Consider the following 19,189-nt stretch of genomic DNA (forward strand, 5'->3'; position numbering starts at 1 on the left):
GCGCTTTAAATCATTTAAATCTGTTTAATCAAAAATAAAGCGGATGGTTTTTTTTGTCTCAGGGCAGGCTTGCTTAAAGTGCTGTTGATAAAACAACACTAAATCTAAAACAAGTGATGAAATCTAAACATTTATTAAAATTGAATTTTGAATAAGTAATTGAAAATTATAAAAATAAATATTGGCATAAAAGCTGCTCAATACAAGTGATATGAAATTGGAAGTATCTTAAGGAATACCTATGTCACTTGTCGTCGATAAAAAAGAAAATTCTAAAGAATTTGTAAAAAGTACTTTATCTGAAATTTGGGTCACACGATGTCCAGTACCCACTGCAACAGGAATCTCATTAAAGCGCGGCACCTTAGTCGAAAAATTTGAGCGACATGGTATTGATGTTGCGGTATTGCAAGATGCGCGTAAAGGCTTGTCTGTGCATCATTTTGATCATCAGCTTCCGGCTTTATTCCGTGAGGGTGGCAATGTACCTGCTTTGGCTGCACGTTCAGAAGGTGCCCCAAGTCGTCTGATTGGATTAACTTGGATTGATGAATGGCAAGTGATTATTGTTCGACCTGATTCAGCAATTCGTCAACCTGAAGACTTAAAAAATGCCAAAGTGGCTTTACCTGAATATGCTGACAAACGTGCAGGCAGTATTTTTAGAGCCATGTCATTGCAAGGTATTCGAGGGGCTTTACAACTTGCAAATTTAAGTTTTCGTGATGTTGATTTTATTGAAGTTCCTGAGCGAGCTGAATCGAAACAAGATCGTGATGCCAGTGCCTATTGGTCAGGCCTTGATGCATTGATTACAGGTGAGGTGGATGCCGTGTATGTCAAAGGGGCATCGGCTGTTGAGGCAGCCACCAAACGTGGTTTAAAAGTCGGTATCGATTTAGATCAATTTGCAGATGTGACTTCGCGTGTGAACAACGGGACACCTCGTCCTATCACGGTACATGAAGATTTATTGGAACATCACTTTGATGTCGTCGTGGATTTTCTGGAAGAGCTTTTTGATACCGCAGACTGGGCAGAAGATCATTTAGATGAAGTGCTGGTTATTCTACAAGATGAAACCATTGCGGGTGCTGAAAGTGTGGCTACAGCGTATCGTAATAATTTCCATAAATCTTTACATCCTTCATTAAGTGAAGAACGCCTTGAGCTTTTAAAACAACAAAAAGATTTTCTTTGGTTACATGGCTTCCTTGAAAAAGACGTAGATCTTGATACATGGGTCGATCATCGCCCATTACTCGAAGTTTTAAAGCGTCGCCAAAATAAACAACGTTAAAACAGGATATTTATCATGACTACACTGATTCAATCGCCACTTTCCCCTGAACTCAATGATTTTATTGAACGCAACCGTGAAAAAGCTGAATTTGCATTTGAAGTGTTCCGTGAGACGGGCACAATCACAGCCAATGGCACGGTCAATTTTGTTGAACGCGCCCCTGAGAATACCTTGGTGACCTTTAACTATGCAGGTCCTTGGTCACGAGATAAAAAAAGCAAAGTACTGGTAGAGAAACTTGATGGTGAAGTTTTATTGGGACGAAAAGGTGCTGGTGGCCGTTATAACAAACTGTTTCGTGAACATGCAGATGTCACCACAATCTCTCATGTACATGCACCGAATTTAGGTGCTTGGGCCCAAACACACCGGACCCTACCGATTCGATATGTGCCTGTTCAGCGTTTTCATTTATTTAATGAATTACCGATTTATATCGATCGCCGTCAGGCAGAAGTCGATTTCATTTTAGATCAACTCAAGATTGATATTGAGCATCGGGCTATTTTGGAAGCCAATGGCGGTGCCACAGTTTGGGGGCGTCAAGGTCTACAGGAAACTGCTGAATTTATTTTATTGCTTGAAGAGGGTGCTCAAATTCAACTGTTAGCAGAACTGGTTGGAGGAAGTCGTGAATATGGGCAAGGGGTATTACAGCAACAGTGGAAAATGAGCGGATTGACTGAAAAAGCCAAATCACTGGGATTACTTCCACTCCATTAGAAACATGATTTAAAAACAAATATAGAGAATATTATGGCTGTAAAACTTTTATGGTATCTCACCTCTCCTGATGGTCCCTATCCATGGTTGGAGTCGGGACGCTGGGATACCGATTATGAACATTTGCAACAAATTGCAATTACCGCAGATCGTCTGGGGTTTTACGGTTCGCTCATGGGTACAAGTGAGTATGAAACACTGGCGGTTGCTGCGAGTTTAATTCCTTTTACTGAACGCTTGAAGTTTTTGGTTGCACAGCATCCAGGCGAAGTTCAACCCGCAGTTTTAGCCAAATATGCACAAACTTTTGATGCATTCTCTCAGGGACGTTTGTTGTTTAATGTGGTCAATGGCAATGATCAGGGACTTGCCGCATTGGGTATTCATTATTCACATGATGAACGCTATGACTTTAGTAAAGAATACTGGAGCACATTTCAACAGAATTATTTAGGCGATAAATCTGGTTTTCAGGGTGAGTTTATTCAAGTGGCTCCACGTCAAGAGGGTGCTTCACCGATGTCAAAATGGCATGGGGCAACCCAAAAACAAGGCGTACCACTGTGGGGCGCTGGCACATCAGCGAAAGGGGTACAACATTCAGTGGAATTGCTGGATGTGTATTTAAGCTTTGCCAACACACCGCCGCTGCTGGGAGAAAAATTCAGTAAGGTTGCAAAAGAAGCCGCTAAAGTTGGGCGAACTTTGCAGTATGGAACTCGCTTACAAATTATTGTTCGTGAAACCGAAGAAGAAGCGTGGCAATACGCGCAGTCTCTACTCGATAAAATTGATGTGAATTATGCGATTGAAGCAGTAAAACGTCAGCTTCCACCCAATGAAACTTTTGAAAGCTATCAAAGTAATAACCCGATTGTTCAAAAAAATTTAGAACGCTTACGTCAGGGGATATTACCTCAAGCTAAAGATTTTGAAATTTATCCAAATATTTGGACAGGGCCATCACTGTTTGGTTTTGATATCTTAAATCCCGCTGCGGGGACCGCATTGGTCGGGAGCGCTGAAAATATTGCTCAACGTATTAAAGAATATGAAAGCTACGGTACATCTGCATTTATTTTGTCGGGTTTTCCTTTAATTACTGAAGTTTACCGTGTTGCAGACTTGTTGTTTCCTCTACTTGAGCTCGATCATGGTTTTGAGTTACCGAAGTTAAAAAAACGCTCCTCTGTAGATTCTCTGTTGAATCAAGAAACTGTAGTTTAAAAGGAGAATCCTATGAGTAAAATTACGCGTAGAGCATTAATTAAAAATACTGGTTTAGGTCTAGGTACGATTGCAGCAGCAAGCCTGATCGGGTGTTCTCGTTCCGATTCCTCAGCAGCAAATGAAGCTGCTGCACATACAAGCCAGCATGCCACACCGCAAAAAGGTGGAATGATCAAAATTGGGGTGATTAATGGTAATCAAGCTGGAAATTTAGATGCCCATAAGCCAATTGGAATGTCGAGTGCCTTTAGAGGTTGGCCGTTATATGCCAAATTATGGGAGTGGGGGCGAGATATTCAACCTAAATTGGCGCTTGCTGAATTTGCAGAACCCAATGAGGATGGGACTAAATGGACGATTCGGTTAAAGAAAGGGCTTGAGTTTCATCATGGTAAAACCATTACAGCCGATGATGTCATTTTCTCTTTACGTCGTTTGACCGATCCTAAACTGGCGTCTCCCTTTGCTGCTTATTTGTATTCATTACAGCGCGAAGCGATTAAAAAGCGTGATGATTACACCGTTGAAATTCCATTTGCTCAAGGCAAAGGATTAGTAGCCTTACCTGAAGCATGGATGAGTTGGGGTGGTATTGTTCCAACAGATTATGATCCAATCAAGAATGTCGTCGGAGCAGGCCCGTTTAAACTGGAAAGTTTTACCCCAGGTCAACGTTCCCGTTTCGTACGTTTTGAAAATTATTGGAAAGACAATCAGCCTTATGCAGATGCCATTGAAATTATAGATTTTAAAGACCAAACCGGGCGTCTTGCTGCTTTGCAATCAGGGCAAATTGATATTGCATCGGGTATTAGTGCCGAGCATTTATCTTTGATTCAAGCCAATAAACGACTGAATGTTGTTTCATCTGAAACAGATGCTTGGCAATCCTTTGACATGAATACCACTAAAGCACCGTTTAATGATCCTCGTGTCAGACAAGCATTTCGTTTGATTGCCAATCGGGATGATTTAGTGAAACGGGCATTGGCGGGACAAGGGCGAATTGCCAACGATCTGTATTCATTTAGTGATCCTGTTTATAACCATGAAATTCCACAGCGTAAGCAAGATTTAGCCAAAGCTAAAACACTATTAAAAGCCGCTGGTTTTGATCAAAACTTAAAAGTTGATTTATATACAGGACCAGATAGCAATGCCGCCTTGGTGTTTGCGCAACATGCAGCGCAAGCTGGCGTGATTGTAAACGTTAAACAAGTTGAAGCTGCAACATTTGCAGATGCAGTCAAACAAGATTGGGCATTGAGTACAGGTTCAAATGTTTCTCGTCCATTTTTATTGACGGTATTGCAGATTGATGGACCCGGTGCAGCCAATAACAAAACCCGTTTTAATCAAGCCCGTTTTACGGAGCTGGTGCATCACGCATTGCAACAGCCTGATCTGGAAAAACGCAAAGTTCTGGTGCATGAGGCACAGCAAATTCAGCATGAACAAGGTGGCTTACTGATTTGGGGTTTTAACAATGTTTTAGATGCACATTCTCATCAGATTGGTGGTGTAACACCTGATCGAACCGGTTTTGCAGCATGGCGAACTGATGAGTTTTGGCGTAAAGGGGAGTGATAATGACGACTCAAGCCAGCAAAATTGAAAGCTCGATTCAACATCCAGCTATCGCCAAGTCGTTTGAATTTCCTGCATGGTTACCTTGGTTTTTGACCCGTATCGTGTCAGGAATTTTAGTGATTTTTGTGATTAGTTTAATTGTATTTATCGCGACTCAAGCGCTTCCATCTGACCCTGCACGGGTCATTTTAGGACCAGAAGCACCAGAAGCTACGGTTCAAATACTGCGTGAACAATTGGGGCTGACTCAACCGATATTGGTGCAATACTGGAATTGGCTGACTCAATTATTACAAGGTAATTTTGGACGCTCAATTGATTCTAATGTATCTGTATTACAGATTATTCAAAACTATTTTGGTAATACGCTTGCTTTGAGTAGCTTGGTGGTGGCAATCACTGTACCGATTTCAGTTTTACTTGGGGTTTGGTTATCGCTACGTCGTGATAGCAAACTAGACCGAATCATTGTATCTAGCTCGATTATTTTTAAAGCAGTACCCGGATTTGTCATTGCCATTTGGCTGATGATGTTATTTTCAACTTCGATCTTGCATGTATTACCTGCTGCATCATTGCTGATTCCTGGGCAGTCTCCGTTTAGCCAGTTAGAGTTTTTAATTTTACCCATTTTAACGTTAGCTTTATCGCTTATTCCTTATCTCATGCGTCTTGTGCGAGGCTCAATGATCGATGCCTTAGAGTCTGATTATGTCACCTCAGCACGATTACGCGGTATTCCAGAGCGTCGCATTATCTGGAAGCATGTTTTACCTAATGCTTTAGTGCCTGTGGTACAAGGCACGGCATTGACCATACGGGTTTTACTCAGTGGGGCTTTAATTATCGAGGTTGTATTTAGTTATCCCGGAATTGGCAATGCATTGAATGCAGCAATTGAAATGCGGGATATTCCTACCATTCAAGCGATTGTGTTATTGCTGACCATCTGTGTGGTGGTGGTCAATTTAATTGCAGACTTAATGACCACTTTACTCACACCGAAAATACGCACTGCAAAAAAACATAAAGCCCGCTCACCTGGTTTACGTCAGGCATTACGTTTATGGAAATCTGGCCGACCGATTACGGTAAAGCCTGTCGATCGCCGTAATGCCTTGAAGAATATCAATTCAGGAGAGGGGAAATGAGTACACTTCATTGGTATCAACGTAAGTTTTTCAAAGCCTTGATTTCTGAGCGACAAGTCCGTTTTGGTTTTGTGGTGACAAGCTTAATTTTGATATTTGCGCTTATTGGCCCAGTGCTGGTTCCTTTTGAACCAACTGCATTAGTGGGCATGACCTATGGTGCGCCTGAAGCACAGGCTTTTCTTGGCTATGACTATATTGGGCATGATGTTTGGTCTCGTGTATTAGCGGGTGGTGCTTCAATTATTTGGATGACCCTCGCTGCCAGTCTGGTGGCTTTAATTATTGGTTCCAGTTTAGGCATATTGGCTGCTTTTGCACGAGATAAAGTTGACCAGTTTGTGACTTGGCTTACCGATGTTTTTATGGCATTTCCTGATCTGATTTTAGTGCTATTAATCGTTTCGATGTTAGGGCGTGAGCCATGGCTGATTGTGCTCACAGTTTCGATTGCTTTTATTCCTGGGGTAGTACGTCTTGCACGAAGTGTTGCGCTAAATCTGGTTGAGCAAGAGTATGTAGAGGCCGCCAAAATTTTAGGTTATTCGAAAAGCTATATTTTATGCCGTGAAATCCTACCCAATATGCTGACACCTTTATTAATTCATCTTGGGGTGATGTTGACGTGGGCTGTTGGCATGTTATCTGGTCTGGCTTTTCTTGGTTATGGTATCGCACCTCCTGCAGCCGATTGGGGCCTGATGATTAATGAAAATCGTGCTGGGTTATTGGTTCAACCGTGGGCAGTATTTGCACCAGTGATTTTAATCGCTTTGTTTGCGCTGGGAACCAATGTGTTGGCTGAAGGTGTAGGGCGTGCCGCAGCGCGGATTGAGGAAAAGTAACCATGACAGAGATTTTAAAGAATACGGTACTACAGGTAAAAGACTTAACGGTGGCATTGGTCAACACAGGCAATCATGTGGTTTCGAATATTTCTTTTCATTTAAACGAGGGCGAAGTCCTTGGGTTGGTGGGAGAAAGTGGTTCAGGTAAAACCACATTGTCGAGTGCGTTATTGGGCTATGCACGACATGGTGCCAAAATTATTCAAGGCACAATTGCGCTGGATGGACAAGATATCCTCAGTCTTGACGATCACGCCTTGCGTCAAATTCGAGGTTATAAAATCAGTCATGTTGCCCAAGATCCGGGAACGGCACTAAATCCAGCATTAACAATTGGACAGCATCTACTTGAGTTATTAGAAGTTCATCAATCAGGCTTATCCAGTAGTGAAAGAAATCATAAAGTTGCTAAAATTTTAGATGAAGTGGGATTGCCTCAGGATGATGTGTTTTTAAAACGCTATCCTCATCAGCTTTCCGGCGGGCAACAACAACGGATTTTATTAGCATTGGCATTTTTGTTACAGCCTCGCTTAATTGTCTTGGATGAACCGACAACAGCATTGGATGTTACGACCCAAACTTTAGTGCTGAATATTATTCGTAAATTATGTCGCGAATATAATGTTGCAGCAATTTATGTATCACATGATTTGACTGTGGTGAAAGATATTGCAGATCGCGTAATCGTCCTGTATTCAGGCCAGATTGCAGAAGATGCTGCATTAAGCCAGTTATTTGAAACGCCAAAACATCCTTATACCCAAGGTTTACTCAATGCCATCCCCGATGTGTCGATTCGTAAATATTTATCCCCCATCGAAGGACATGCACCCGCACCGAATGACCGTCCAACAGGATGTGCCTTTGCCGCAAGATGTACTTTCGCTAGCGAATTATGTCATCAACAGCAACCGAAATTAACCCTGTTATCTCAAGCATTTGATCCACATTTTGTTGCTTGTCATCATTGGGATGAAGTGGGCGTGATCAATTTTCAAGAGCTTGATCCGCATCTGATTGAATTAAAAACAGATCAACAGGCACTGCTTAAAGTAGAACATATCAATGCTTGGTATGGCCAGCAACAAGCACTTTTCGATGTTTCTTTTCAAATACAGCGTGGAGAATGTTTGGCCTTAGTCGGGGAGTCTGGTTCAGGTAAAACCACACTGTCTAGAGTGATTGCTGGACTGAATGAAAATGCAGAAGGTCAGGTGATTTTAGCAGATGAAGTATTGTCCTTGCAGGGACAAAAACGTCAGTTAACACAACGACATAAACTGCAGTATATCTTTCAAAATCCATATAAAGCCTTGAATCCAGCACATACCATAGGACAGACACTCACTAAAGTGGTTCAGCACTTTTTTGCTACATCTCAGCAAGAAACTCAACAAAAGGTCGTTCAGGTACTTCAACAAGTATCGCTTCCTCCACAGGTTCAAGAACTCTACCCAAGAGATTTATCTGGCGGAGAACGGCAACGTGTAGCGATTGCACGAGCGCTGTTATGCCAGCCTGATGTTTTGATTTGCGACGAAATTACTTCTGCTCTAGATGTGTCAGTACAAGCATCTATTTTAAAACTGTTGCAACAACTGCAAAAGCAAGGCGTAACTTTACTTTTTGTGACCCATAACCTTGGGGTAGTTCGAGCAATTGCTGATCGAGTTGCCGTTTTAAAAAATGGCCATCTGGTGGAATACGGTGAAACCGATCAAGTACTGAGTCATCCGCAACATGGGTATACCAAAACTTTGCTCACACATGCACCCAGCTTATTTAAGACTACAGCACAGCGTATCTGTGCATAAAAAACAAGAGATTTTCCGGAGTTAAAATGAACGATATTCAGCAACACAATTTTTTAGAATTGGGCAGTATAAGACATATTCAAAGTGAACAAGAAGCATTGGATATTGCCAAGGCAGTAGCAAAACAACTGACTGAATTTGCTCAAGATCCTCAATATAACAAAAGTGTTCCTTATGAACAGGCCCGCTTAATTTCAGAAGCAGGTCTGACAGCGATTATTGTTCCTCAACAATTTGGTGGTTTAGGTGCGAGTATTACCACATTGGTCAATGTGGTAAAGATCATTTCATCTGCAGATGGTGGTGTGGGGCAACTTCTACAAATTCATTTCACCATGTTTCGAGGAATTTTAACGGGTTATGAGGATGATATTCGCGATCAATTATTGCGTGATGTATTGAGTGGTAAACGTTTAGGCAATGCACTCGCAGAAGTGGGCGGAAAAGATAAATTTCAGCATAAGACTCGTGTAGAAAGAAATTCACAAGGGCAGTTAATCTTAAATGGCAGTAAATTTTATTCCACAGGCTCTTTATTGGCCGAGTGGATCTCTTTATTTGCAGGCAGTGATGATGGACCTGTTTCGATCTTGATTCATCGTGATACGCATGGGGTAGAACTGCTCGATGATTGGGATGCAATGGGGCAAAACAATAGTGTCAGTGGCACAGTCAATTTTAAAGATGTTGTTGTCGATGAACGCTATGTTGCCAAGCGCAATACTGGTGGTTTAGGGACAGTGCTACGCACAGGTTTAACTTGGCCTCAGATTTTGCATGCAGCTATGGATACAGGTATTGCCAAAGGTGCACTTGAAGGGGGGATTGGTTATTTGCAACAGAATGCTCGTCCTTGGGTGGAAAGTGGCGTCGACTCCCCGACACAGGAACCGCATATCATTAAGCAAATTGGTGAGTTTGCAGTTTTGGTCCGTTCAGCAGAAGCACTTTTAGATCGCTCAGCAGCGATTTTTGAGCAGCATTTAACCAATCTGGAAGATGAAGCCTTACAAACTGAATTGATTTTATCTGTGGCTGCCACACGTAGTCAGTCAGACCATGCATCTTTGAAAATTTCCAGTGAAATTTTTGGCTTACTTGGAGCAAGCTCTACTTTGTCAAAATGGAATTTAGATCGTTTCTGGCGTAATGCACGTACGCATACCACACATGATCCGATTCGTTGGCGTTTATATCATGTTGGAAATTATTATTTAAATAATATCCCACCTGGTGAATATAACTCTGTGCTTTTAAAGAAACAGGCTGAAAATGTGACCAAATTTAAGTCATAATTTGAGTTCGACAAAAATATGCTATTCGGAAACCTCATCCACAACTGTTTGAGGCAGTACTTAATCGCATATGTTTTTTCGGTGAGAAGCAGCGTTTTGTGCGTTGAGAATAGTCAGAAGCTTTTGTATAGGCGATGCCTTAAATTTGGAAGCTGAAAAATAAAAGGTTGTCATCACGACAACCTTTTATTTTTCGTATTGTTAAGCCACTTGTGCATGAATAGCAATGTCTTGTGCTAGCCATTCACGAACATTAATTTGAGCTGGAATAAACTTCCAGCGATAGAGAAAGTCACTGAGGTCTTGTAAGGCAATAATCGATGTTTCATCAAAATTGGTATTCAGCTTGAGATGTGCATCTGCGCCATAAGCTGCATGGACCCATTGTTCACTGCTATTACATTCTTTAGCCAGATAGCGGTGAGTTTCATCTGCATGCACATGCGCCCATTGTTCAGCTTGTAAAACCGCATCGACGATGGATTGAGCTTGTTGTGGATATTGCGATAGAAAATCTTCATCCACAGTTAGTGTTCGAGGGGTACCATTATTTGAACGTAGGATAGGGTCGGGATGTGAACCAATATCAATAATGGTATGCAGGGCAAAATCATGGGCAATTTGTGCTGCATGTGCGCCTTTTAAAAAGATGGCATCGACATCCCCTTTGATTAAAGCCACAATCTCTGCACTTGCGCTCAGTTTATTACGATTGCTAAAGAAACTCGCATCATTTTCTTCGGTATGATTTTGCTGTTGCGCCACTAATATATCAGCACGCAGACAATCCACCAGTTCCAGATCACTGACCTTAAGATTTACTGTTTTTAATGCATTTTCTAAACCGCGAATGGCTTGAGCACGAGAGAAATCGATGATGGCATCTTGATTTAGTGGGAGTCCAAAGCGTTTACCTTTTAGATCCTCAACCGTCTTAATTTGGGAATCATATCGAGTCAGCAGTAATTGGACTTCATCTGCCCAAGATAAACCGATGACTTTGGTTTTTTGTCCAGAAGCATATGCCCAAATTGCAGGAATACTGCCACCATGCCGAACTGAATTGGCAAGGGTATGGTTAAAATGTGAGTTACGAACCTCTTTTGAGTTCGATTCACGAATTGATTTAATTTCAATTTGTTGCTCAATAAATTTTTCTTTTAGCCAGCCTTTTTGAATCGAGATTCCGAGCCCTGTAGGAACTGGACAGCGTGTATACCAAAGTGTATTTAATGGTTGCGTTTGAAGTGTTGTCATTGTGACATCCTGTTGTGATTTGAATGCTTTAAAGCAATATTGATGCCATTGTTTAACTTGTTGATATTTAAAATATATTTTTAATATCTATTTTTATGATGTTGATATATCAAATGTTGTTGCAATAACAACAGAGAATAAGTGCGGATGTTTTAAATCAAACATCTCATCAAACACGTTTTTTAAAAAAACAATATAAAACAGTGGATTAAAATATTTATGCCTTTGAAAAATTTGGCATAGATCTCGCAGTGAGCTATAGATCTTTAGTTGTTGTTTTATTTTTATGTTTAAAAATTATCCACTGCTGCGAAGTTTGGCCTTATATCGTTTTATGCCATTTCGCTTTGTATTGACGGCAACATTATTTGTCCTTGCCAATTTTGGCTTAGCACTACAGCAATATTCAATCGGACATGCGATTGATACGCTAAAACACAGCCAACCTGAAAGTTTATTTCAGCATGCTTTTACAGATCCGTTAAATCCGTGGTTTTGGTTTATTCTACTGACGAGTATCGCTTTACTTCGCGCCATTATTCAATATTTAGCGGGTTTAAGTGCCTTGATGATTGGACAGCAATTGTTAAGTATTTTAAGAGAAAGAATCTTTAGCCAGGTCCAGCATTTAGATGTTTCATGGCACTGGAAACACGGATTAGGTGAAGTTTTATCAAGAACCACCCGAGATTCAGATAAATTAAAAGAAGCTTTAATTAATTTTTGGCGACAAGTGTTTGAATCCAGTCTAGTGGTCGCCGCAACAGTCGGATTGTTGTGTTGGTATCATCCTTGGTTGGGAATCGTCCCGCTTATTTTTATTTTTCTAGGTCTAGCTGTGCTGTTTAAACTGACCAATCAGTTGGTGGTGCTGGATCATCAAGTTGCCTATGCCTATGAAAAAGTCAGTGATACTTTGGCTGAAAGCGTCAATGGCATTCGAGTGGTCAAAGCCTTTCAACTTGAGGAAAAGCTCTTACAACGTTTTGATGCTGCAGTTGATAGCTTTATTCGTCATTCCATTCAAACCATTCGCACCAGTGCACAACGCTTACCGATTCCTCAAATGATTATTGCCTGTTCCTACTTATGGGTGATTGGGTTTGGTGGCTACTTAATTGGACAAAATCAATTACAGATTGGGCAATTTGTGGCTGCTGTACTTATGGCAAATTTATTGGTGTTTCGTATTGAAAGTATTGGACAGGTCTTACATATTTTTGCAGATGCACGTTCATCGGCAACTCGAATATGGCAAATGCTAGATGAGAAATCAGCAATTGTAGATGCTGCATATGCTTTGCCACTACAAAGGGATGCTGATGGGGATGAAGGTGTAAATATTCGACTGGAAAATGTCAGTTTTCAGGATCGAAGCACAGAAAAGTATATTTTAAAACAGTGTAATGTTGAATTCCGAGCAGGTGAAATCGTCACCATTGTGGGGAAAACTGGAGCGGGAAAAACCACACTGATGAACTTGCTCAATCGTTTTATCGATCCAACCGCAGGGCAGGTCTGGATTGGTTCAGATCAACGCGGTTGGCTCAATCTTAAAGATATTAGTTTGGTTAACTTACGTCATATGGTTCAGATTATTCCGCAAGATAATTTCTTTTTCTCAGGAACCTTGGCGGATAACTTAAAAATAGCCAAACAGGATGCGACTGAACAGGAGATGCGAGATGCGTTGCATTTGGCTTCAGCATCTGAACTATTACAGCGACTCGATGCTGGTCTGGAGACACGAATAGGGGACAAGGGAGTCACCTTATCTGGAGGGCAAAAACAACGGATTGCACTAGCACGGTCAATTTTAAAAAACTCGTCAATCTTGGCGCTTGATGATTCAACCAGTGCTTTAGATTCCACTACAGAAAAACAAGTATTACAGCGTTTATCAGGCTTGGCTGACAATAAAAATCAGCTCAAAAGAACCATTCTGATCAATTCAAATAAACAGACCACGATTTCTTTATCAGATCGCATTATCGTATTAGATCAGGGACAAATTCTTGCTCAAGGGAGCCACACAGAATTGCTCCAGCATTGCGTATTTTATCGGGAGTTGATGGGCTTTCAAAAAGCGCAACAGGAGATTCAAGCATGAATACCACGGTTAAAAATTTCCGTCCGCTGGCGAAAATCTCTGATCTGCAGATCGAAGAAAACTTAGCAAAAACCGCACTACATCGCGGAATGTTAAAAAAACTCATTCCTTTGCTTTATCCGATTCGTTATTTAATTCTGGCCATGATCTCAGTAGAAATCTTACAAGTGCTGAGCATCTTTGTACGTCCATGGGCAGTCAAGTACATTTTAGATTCTGGATTTCAGCAAGTGGCTGGTAAACTGGTGTTGTATCAGCCAGTACTTTTTATAGCAATTGCTATTCTGGCATTCAGCTGGGTGTGTCGTTTTGGATTAGCAGGTGTATCAAAATACTTGTCTGGAAAAGCGGCTTTAAGCGTCATTAATGATCTAAGACGTTCATTATTTCAACATATTCAAGCTTTAAATATTGGTTATTTTGATCGAACTAAAGCCGGCCGAATTATTTCACGAGCGGATCGTGATGTGGATACTTTAGAACCAGTATTGATACAAGGACCACCTGAACTACTTTCTGCGATTTTACGTTGCGGATTAGCATCTTTGCTTTTGTGGCATATCTATCCCCCATTTTTCTGGTGTTTATTTGCAACTTTGCCGATTTTATTGACAATGACTGCAATATTTAAAAAGTCATCACAACGGCATTGGGGACGGGTTGCCGAAGAACGCAGTCGATTTACTGCACATTTGGTTGAAACGGTAAATGGTGCCAAAATTATTCAGCAATTAAATTATAGTGAAACCAATCAACAGCGCTATCAGCAGCTCTTAAAAGATTTTAATGATTCTATTATTTATGGAAGTAAGCGGACCAGCTGGTTTGCACCATTTACAGGATTGCTTTCGACAGTGGCAACCGCGGTTTTTATTGTGATTGGAAGTTATGCTTATAGTGAAGGTGTCATCAGTATTGGACAGTTTGCCGAAAGTATTTTTTACGTGTTTTTATTCTTGGCACCTTTACAGGAATTGACCGATTTATTTGAGCGTTATGCCAATGGTGCAGCGTGTGCACAACGGATATTTCTACTTTTAGATACCCAATCTAGCATTCAAGATTCACCACATGCGTTGAAATTAGGGCAACTTAACGGGCATATTCGTTTTCAGTCTGTAGATTTTGCTTATACCACCAAAGCTGTTTTACAAAATTTTGATTTAGAGATCGACGCTGGAACGGTGGTTGCGATCGTGGGGCCGACAGGTCATGGTAAAAGCACGATTGTTCAATTACTGACACGGTTTTATGAGCCTCAGCAGGGTGGGATTTTCTTAGACCGTTATCCGATACAGGATATCCATCTGGACAGTTTAAGACAAAATGTCAGTATTGTTTTACAGGACAATGTCTTGTTTAGCGGCACAATTTTAGACAATTTACGTTTAATTCAACCCGAAGCTACAGATCAACAACTGATTCAGGCGATTGAAGAACTTGGTGCAGATGATATTCTAGGACAGCTTCCTCATGGTTATTTTACTGAAGTTGGAACACTCGGAAAAAATTTAAGTCATGGGCAACGCCAACTTGTTTGTCTGGCACGTGCATATTTGGCTGATCCTAAAATTTTAATTTTAGATGAAGCGACCTCTGCAATTGATATTTATACGGAACAGAAAATCCAATATGCCCTTCGACGCTTATGTAAAAATAGAACCTGTATTGTGATCGCACATCGCTTAAGTACCATTCAAGAAGCAGACAAAATTGTGGTGATTGAGAATGGGGCTGTAGTGGAACAAGGTGCTCATGAACAACTGATTCAACAGCAACAATCTTACTATCAGTTGTATCAATCTTATTTACACAATCAACTTGTATAAGCTTATGCGCCACTAGCAAATCTGTGGTTTTATAAACATTTTTTCGAATCATTGTTTAAATATAAACAATGATTTTTTTATTTTTAATGACAAGTTTTTGATATTCAATAATAAAAATTTTGGCATTGGCTTTGCTATATCGGTGCAGATCGTTAAGGAAGCTTATATGCGTACATATTTTTCTCAATTCATTCTTCATTCTTCTGTTTTTGCGTTCAGTACACTTACCGCCTCAATCACTTTGGCAAATGAACAAAGGCCTGTATCAGAAAAAGAGGATGTCGTGACATTACAATCAGTTGTTGTAACGGGTTCTCGGCGAGCTATCAATAGTGCTTTAGAGGCTCCTGCTCCAGTAGACATTGTGACAGCCAAAGAACTACAAGAAACAGGGGCAGGTGATCTTGCAGCTGCATTAACACGCTTATCGCCGTCAGTGAGTTTACCAACATCACCTGCGGGTGGTTTCGGTGCATCGGTGCCGCCGAGTATTGCATTGCGAGGTTTATCTGCAGATCAAACCTTAATTTTGATCAATGGTAAACGTCGCCATACAGCGGCTTACTTCACTCGACAAGCGTATGCTGGGGGGAGAGGTGCTGCGGTAACAGATTTAAGCCTAATCCCGATTAGTGCCATTGAACGTATAGAGATTTTACGAGATGGTGCCGCAGCTCAATATGGTTCTGACGCGATCGCGGGCGTGGTTAACATTATATTGAAATCACGTGATCATGGTGGTGGCGTGAGTTATCAAACTGGAGGCTATACACAAGGGGATGGTGAACAGCATAAAATCAATCTTTGGAAAGGCTTTGAATTACCCAATGATGGTGCTTTAACTGTTGCCGTAGATTTAGGAAAGCGTGAAGCTGCAAGTAATACTGCACCAGATACGCGAACATTTTATGATGGTTCAACCCAAGCCCAATATACCGAGCAGAACACACCATTTAGAACTTGGAAATTTGGTTCTCCTGAACAAAAAGACCAAATCAATATCACTGCGAATTTAGATTTACCTTTAACTGATGAAATTGCCTTGTATGGTTTTAGTAGTTATGGGCATCGTAAGACCATCGGGGAAAATTTTTATGAACCTCCAACCACCAAAACAGTACTGAATCAATCCAGTTATTTTAAGCAACGTTATCCTGATGGACGCTCACCTTTGAGTTTAGTCAGTGTGGATGATTTTGCGACCACGTTTGGGGTTAAACAAGGCAACCAGACTTCAGGAAAATATGACCTGTATGCCACTTATGGACAAAACAAAGTCAGCACTGAACAAGGCAATGGCATTAACCCAAGTTATGGTGCAGATTCACCCTCTCATTATGATTTAGGGGAAAACATTTTTGCCCAACTCAATACAGGACTGGACTATAGTCGTGATTTTGCAATTGATGGTTTAGCCAGTCCATTGACTGTTTCGACGGGAGCGCTATACCGTTGGGAACAATATAAACAAAATGCAGGCGACCCCATTGCCTATACCCGTGGACCCTATTTTAATCCAAGTACGGCTTTAGGTACGGGTATCCCAGGTATATACGCGGGTATTACAGATCAAGACCAACGCAAAATTAGTCGAGATGTGTACGGCATTTATTTGGATCTCGAAGCCGATATTGTAAAAGATTTAAATGTTGGTGCTGCTATTCGAACAGAAAAATATTCAGACTTTGGTTCGACAACCAACGGCAAACTCTTTGCCAAATATGATATTTCTCCGCAGTTGACCCTTCGTGGATCTGTCAATACAGGTTATCGCGCACCGTCATTAGCCCAGCAAGGATACTCCGCTTATAGTGTACAAACGGTGCAAACTCCGACAGGTTGGCAAGATGTACAGCAAAGGACTTTAGTTGCGGGAAGTGAAGCGGCTTTACTGATTGGTGGAACTTCACTTAAGCCTGAGAAATCCACCAATTATTCTTTAGGTTTGGTACTCAAACCATTTATCAATACCTCTGCAACTTTAGACCTTTATCAAATCGATATTCGAAATCGTATTTTACTTTCAGACAATATTACTGGCAGCGTGATCAATAATGCTTTTGCAAATACGCCGTATGCAAATATTGCCAATGTGGCGTTTTTTAATAATTTATTAGATACGCAAACGCGTGGTTTGGAGTTCGCGTTAAAACATGATCTTGATCTTGAACAATATGGCAAGTTAAAGCTGAATTTAGGCTTGGCTTATCATAAAAATAAAATCACTGACAGCCGAGACTCAATCACTGCAAAAGGTGAGCGAATTCCAGTCTCTAGTATTGCTGGTCGAAATACCCAAAGCCTAATTGAATCTACAGCGCCAAAAACCAAATTAGCATTGGGGGCACTTTGGTCAAATCAAGCGTGGAGTATCAATGCCGCAGTCCGTCGTTATGATAAATGGACCACTTTAAATAATACCAATACTTCATTGGATCAGACCTTTGATCCGCAATGGATTGCTGATTTGGACTTTGGCTACAAAGCAGATGCGTGGGTAAAAGGGCTGAAATTCAATCTGGGCGCAAATAATTTATTTAACAGTTACCCAGACAAAGCCAAAGACTCATCTGTAGGGAACATCGTCAAATACAGTTTTAATGCGCCAGAAGGTGCCTTTGGAACGTATTTATATGGCCGTGTAAGTTACGACTTTTAAATTAAAAAATAAATTTTTTAAAACAGTTTTTAAATAGGTTTCAAGATCATGAAAATGCAAAATACGTTTATATCTAATGTGGTTAAATCCGTTTTTGTCGCAAGCATACTAACGTCTGCTGGAATGGCAAATGCCCAGCAAGCCCCTCAGCCTGAAGATCGTTATGGGGATGGACGTGTTTCAGCATTTTATACATGGAAAGCTGCGATTCCAGAACAAGCTGGAAAACTCTTAAAGACAGAGGACATCAGCAACCCTTATATCCGTTTGGACAATGATAGTACGGCCATTCGTATTTTATATAGTTCAACAAGTGGACGGGATAGTAAGACCCCCATTGTGGTTTCTGGGACAGTACATCTTCCTAAAGGTACGCCACCGAAAGAAGGTTGGCCTGTTGTGTTATGGGCACATGGTACGGTTGGTCTAGCCGATGCCTGCGCACCTTCTTGGAATGGACGATCTTATCGAGATGTACAATATTTAAACCGATGGTTAAAAGAAGGATTCGCTGTAGTAGCAACTGACTATGAAGGACTTGGTGTGGCTGGCCCGCACTTGCTGATCAATAATCCAATGCTTGCTTATAGTATTTTAGACAGCGGTCGAGCTGCGCTTAAAACGAAATTACCTCTAGCAAATCGTTTTGTTATTGTGGGGCAATCTCAAGGTGGGGCGGGGGCTGTTTCAGCTTCAGCTTATTCAGCAACCTATGCACCAGAGTTAAATATTAAAGGATCTATTGGCACAGGGGTGATTTATCAGGACCCAGAGGCAACAGCTGAAAAGAATCAGTTAAAGTTAAATCCTTATGAAGTCAGTCCATCCTTAGCATATGGTATTTATAGTTTTTTAGTGACGCAAAGCTTATTTCCTGAAATCAAAACTGAAGATATTTTTACCGCTGAAGCAGTGCCTTTGGTGGAACAAGCAAGAAATGCCTGTTTGACCAGTTTTATGGGAGATATTCAAACAGCAGGACTTTCACCTGCGCAAGCCTATAAGGCGAATCCACCATCGATCTATAAAAAATTACAGGAAAAACAATCCAATGATTATGGTTATTACCCGACCTTAAAAATCAATCATCCATTATTTATTGGCACTGGGGCAAATGATCGTACACCAGATGCACGTAATCAAATGAAGTTGGTGGCGGATGCATGTAAGGCAGGTACAGTCGTTGAAGGGCATTTGTATCATGGATTGGGACATAGTGAGACAGTGAATGCTTCCCTACAAGATTCTGTTCCATTTGCCAAAAAGGTGATTGCAGGGGAGAAGATTCAGTCCATTTGCAAACCAGATTTACAATAGAAAATCAGAAGAAAATAACCATCCCTCATAATGATGCTCATGGTTATGACAAGACCTTAA

Annotated in this window: 13 protein-coding genes; 12 read left to right on the forward strand and 1 reads right to left on the reverse strand. The window is 41.0% G+C overall.

What is annotated here, in order from left to right; translation table 11 throughout:
- The first annotated feature begins 241 nt into the window (after positions 1–241).
- The 8 genes from PYV58_RS04830 to PYV58_RS04865 are packed head-to-tail and all read left to right on the forward strand — an operon-like array spanning position 242 to position 9,957.
- Complete coding sequence (locus tag PYV58_RS04830; RefSeq protein WP_004823403.1) at positions 242–1,300, forward strand: ABC transporter substrate-binding protein; 1,059 nt, start codon at positions 242–244, stop codon at positions 1,298–1,300.
- A 15-nt stretch (positions 1,301–1,315) separates the two neighbouring features.
- Entirely contained in the window at positions 1,316–2,026 is a 711-nt protein-coding gene (locus PYV58_RS04835; protein ID WP_004717530.1) for a class II aldolase/adducin family protein, read from the forward strand.
- A 33-nt stretch (positions 2,027–2,059) separates the two neighbouring features.
- Positions 2,060–3,253: an LLM class flavin-dependent oxidoreductase gene (locus tag PYV58_RS04840; RefSeq protein WP_034610645.1), complete on the forward strand. Its 1,194-nt coding sequence runs from the start codon at positions 2,060–2,062 to the stop codon at positions 3,251–3,253.
- A gap of 12 nt (positions 3,254–3,265) precedes the next feature.
- A complete protein-coding gene (locus PYV58_RS04845; RefSeq protein WP_034610648.1) occupies positions 3,266–4,843 on the forward strand; it encodes an ABC transporter substrate-binding protein in 1,578 nt (525 codons plus the stop codon).
- A gap of 2 nt (positions 4,844–4,845) precedes the next feature.
- Entirely contained in the window at positions 4,846–5,997 is a 1,152-nt protein-coding gene (locus PYV58_RS04850) for an ABC transporter permease (protein ID WP_034610651.1), read from the forward strand.
- Positions 5,994–6,842: an ABC transporter permease gene (locus PYV58_RS04855; protein ID WP_034610655.1), complete on the forward strand. Its 849-nt coding sequence runs from the start codon at positions 5,994–5,996 to the stop codon at positions 6,840–6,842. The genes PYV58_RS04850 and PYV58_RS04855 overlap by 4 nt, the downstream gene beginning before the upstream one ends.
- Before the next feature lie 2 nt (positions 6,843–6,844).
- Positions 6,845–8,662 carry an ABC transporter ATP-binding protein gene (locus PYV58_RS04860; RefSeq protein WP_034610658.1) on the forward strand — a complete coding sequence of 606 codons (1,818 nt, stop codon included), beginning with the start codon at positions 6,845–6,847 and terminating at the stop codon, positions 8,660–8,662.
- 26 nt (positions 8,663–8,688) lie between these two features.
- Complete coding sequence (locus PYV58_RS04865) at positions 8,689–9,957, forward strand: acyl-CoA dehydrogenase family protein (protein WP_034610660.1); 1,269 nt, start codon at positions 8,689–8,691, stop codon at positions 9,955–9,957.
- A 201-nt stretch (positions 9,958–10,158) separates the two neighbouring features.
- Here PYV58_RS04865 and PYV58_RS04870 read toward each other — a convergent pair whose 3' ends face one another.
- A complete protein-coding gene (locus tag PYV58_RS04870) occupies positions 10,159–11,214 on the reverse strand; it encodes an ABC transporter substrate-binding protein (RefSeq protein WP_004717513.1) in 1,056 nt (351 codons plus the stop codon).
- Between the two features lie 286 nt (positions 11,215–11,500).
- On the opposite strand from PYV58_RS04870, the gene PYV58_RS04875 reads away from it, so the two are divergent.
- From PYV58_RS04875 to PYV58_RS04895, 4 genes are all read left to right on the forward strand, one after another.
- Positions 11,501–13,324 (forward strand): ABC transporter ATP-binding protein, encoded by a 1,824-nt coding sequence (locus PYV58_RS04875; RefSeq protein WP_034610663.1) that lies wholly within the window; start codon positions 11,501–11,503, stop codon positions 13,322–13,324.
- The gene (locus PYV58_RS04880; RefSeq protein WP_034610665.1) at positions 13,321–15,153 is read left to right on the forward strand and encodes an ABC transporter ATP-binding protein; all 1,833 of its coding nucleotides are present in this window, start codon (positions 13,321–13,323) and stop codon (positions 15,151–15,153) included. The genes PYV58_RS04875 and PYV58_RS04880 overlap by 4 nt, the downstream gene beginning before the upstream one ends.
- A 166-nt stretch (positions 15,154–15,319) precedes the next feature.
- Positions 15,320–17,812 (forward strand): TonB-dependent receptor, encoded by a 2,493-nt coding sequence (locus PYV58_RS04890; RefSeq protein ID WP_034610668.1) that lies wholly within the window; start codon positions 15,320–15,322, stop codon positions 17,810–17,812.
- A 105-nt stretch (positions 17,813–17,917) separates the two neighbouring features.
- A complete protein-coding gene (locus PYV58_RS04895) occupies positions 17,918–19,129 on the forward strand; it encodes a lipase family protein (RefSeq protein WP_085942779.1) in 1,212 nt (403 codons plus the stop codon).
- Positions 19,130–19,189 lie beyond the last annotated feature (60 nt).

Source organism: Acinetobacter sp. TAC-1, from assembly GCF_029025845.1.
Classification (GTDB): Bacteria; Pseudomonadota; Gammaproteobacteria; order Pseudomonadales; family Moraxellaceae; genus Acinetobacter; species Acinetobacter guillouiae.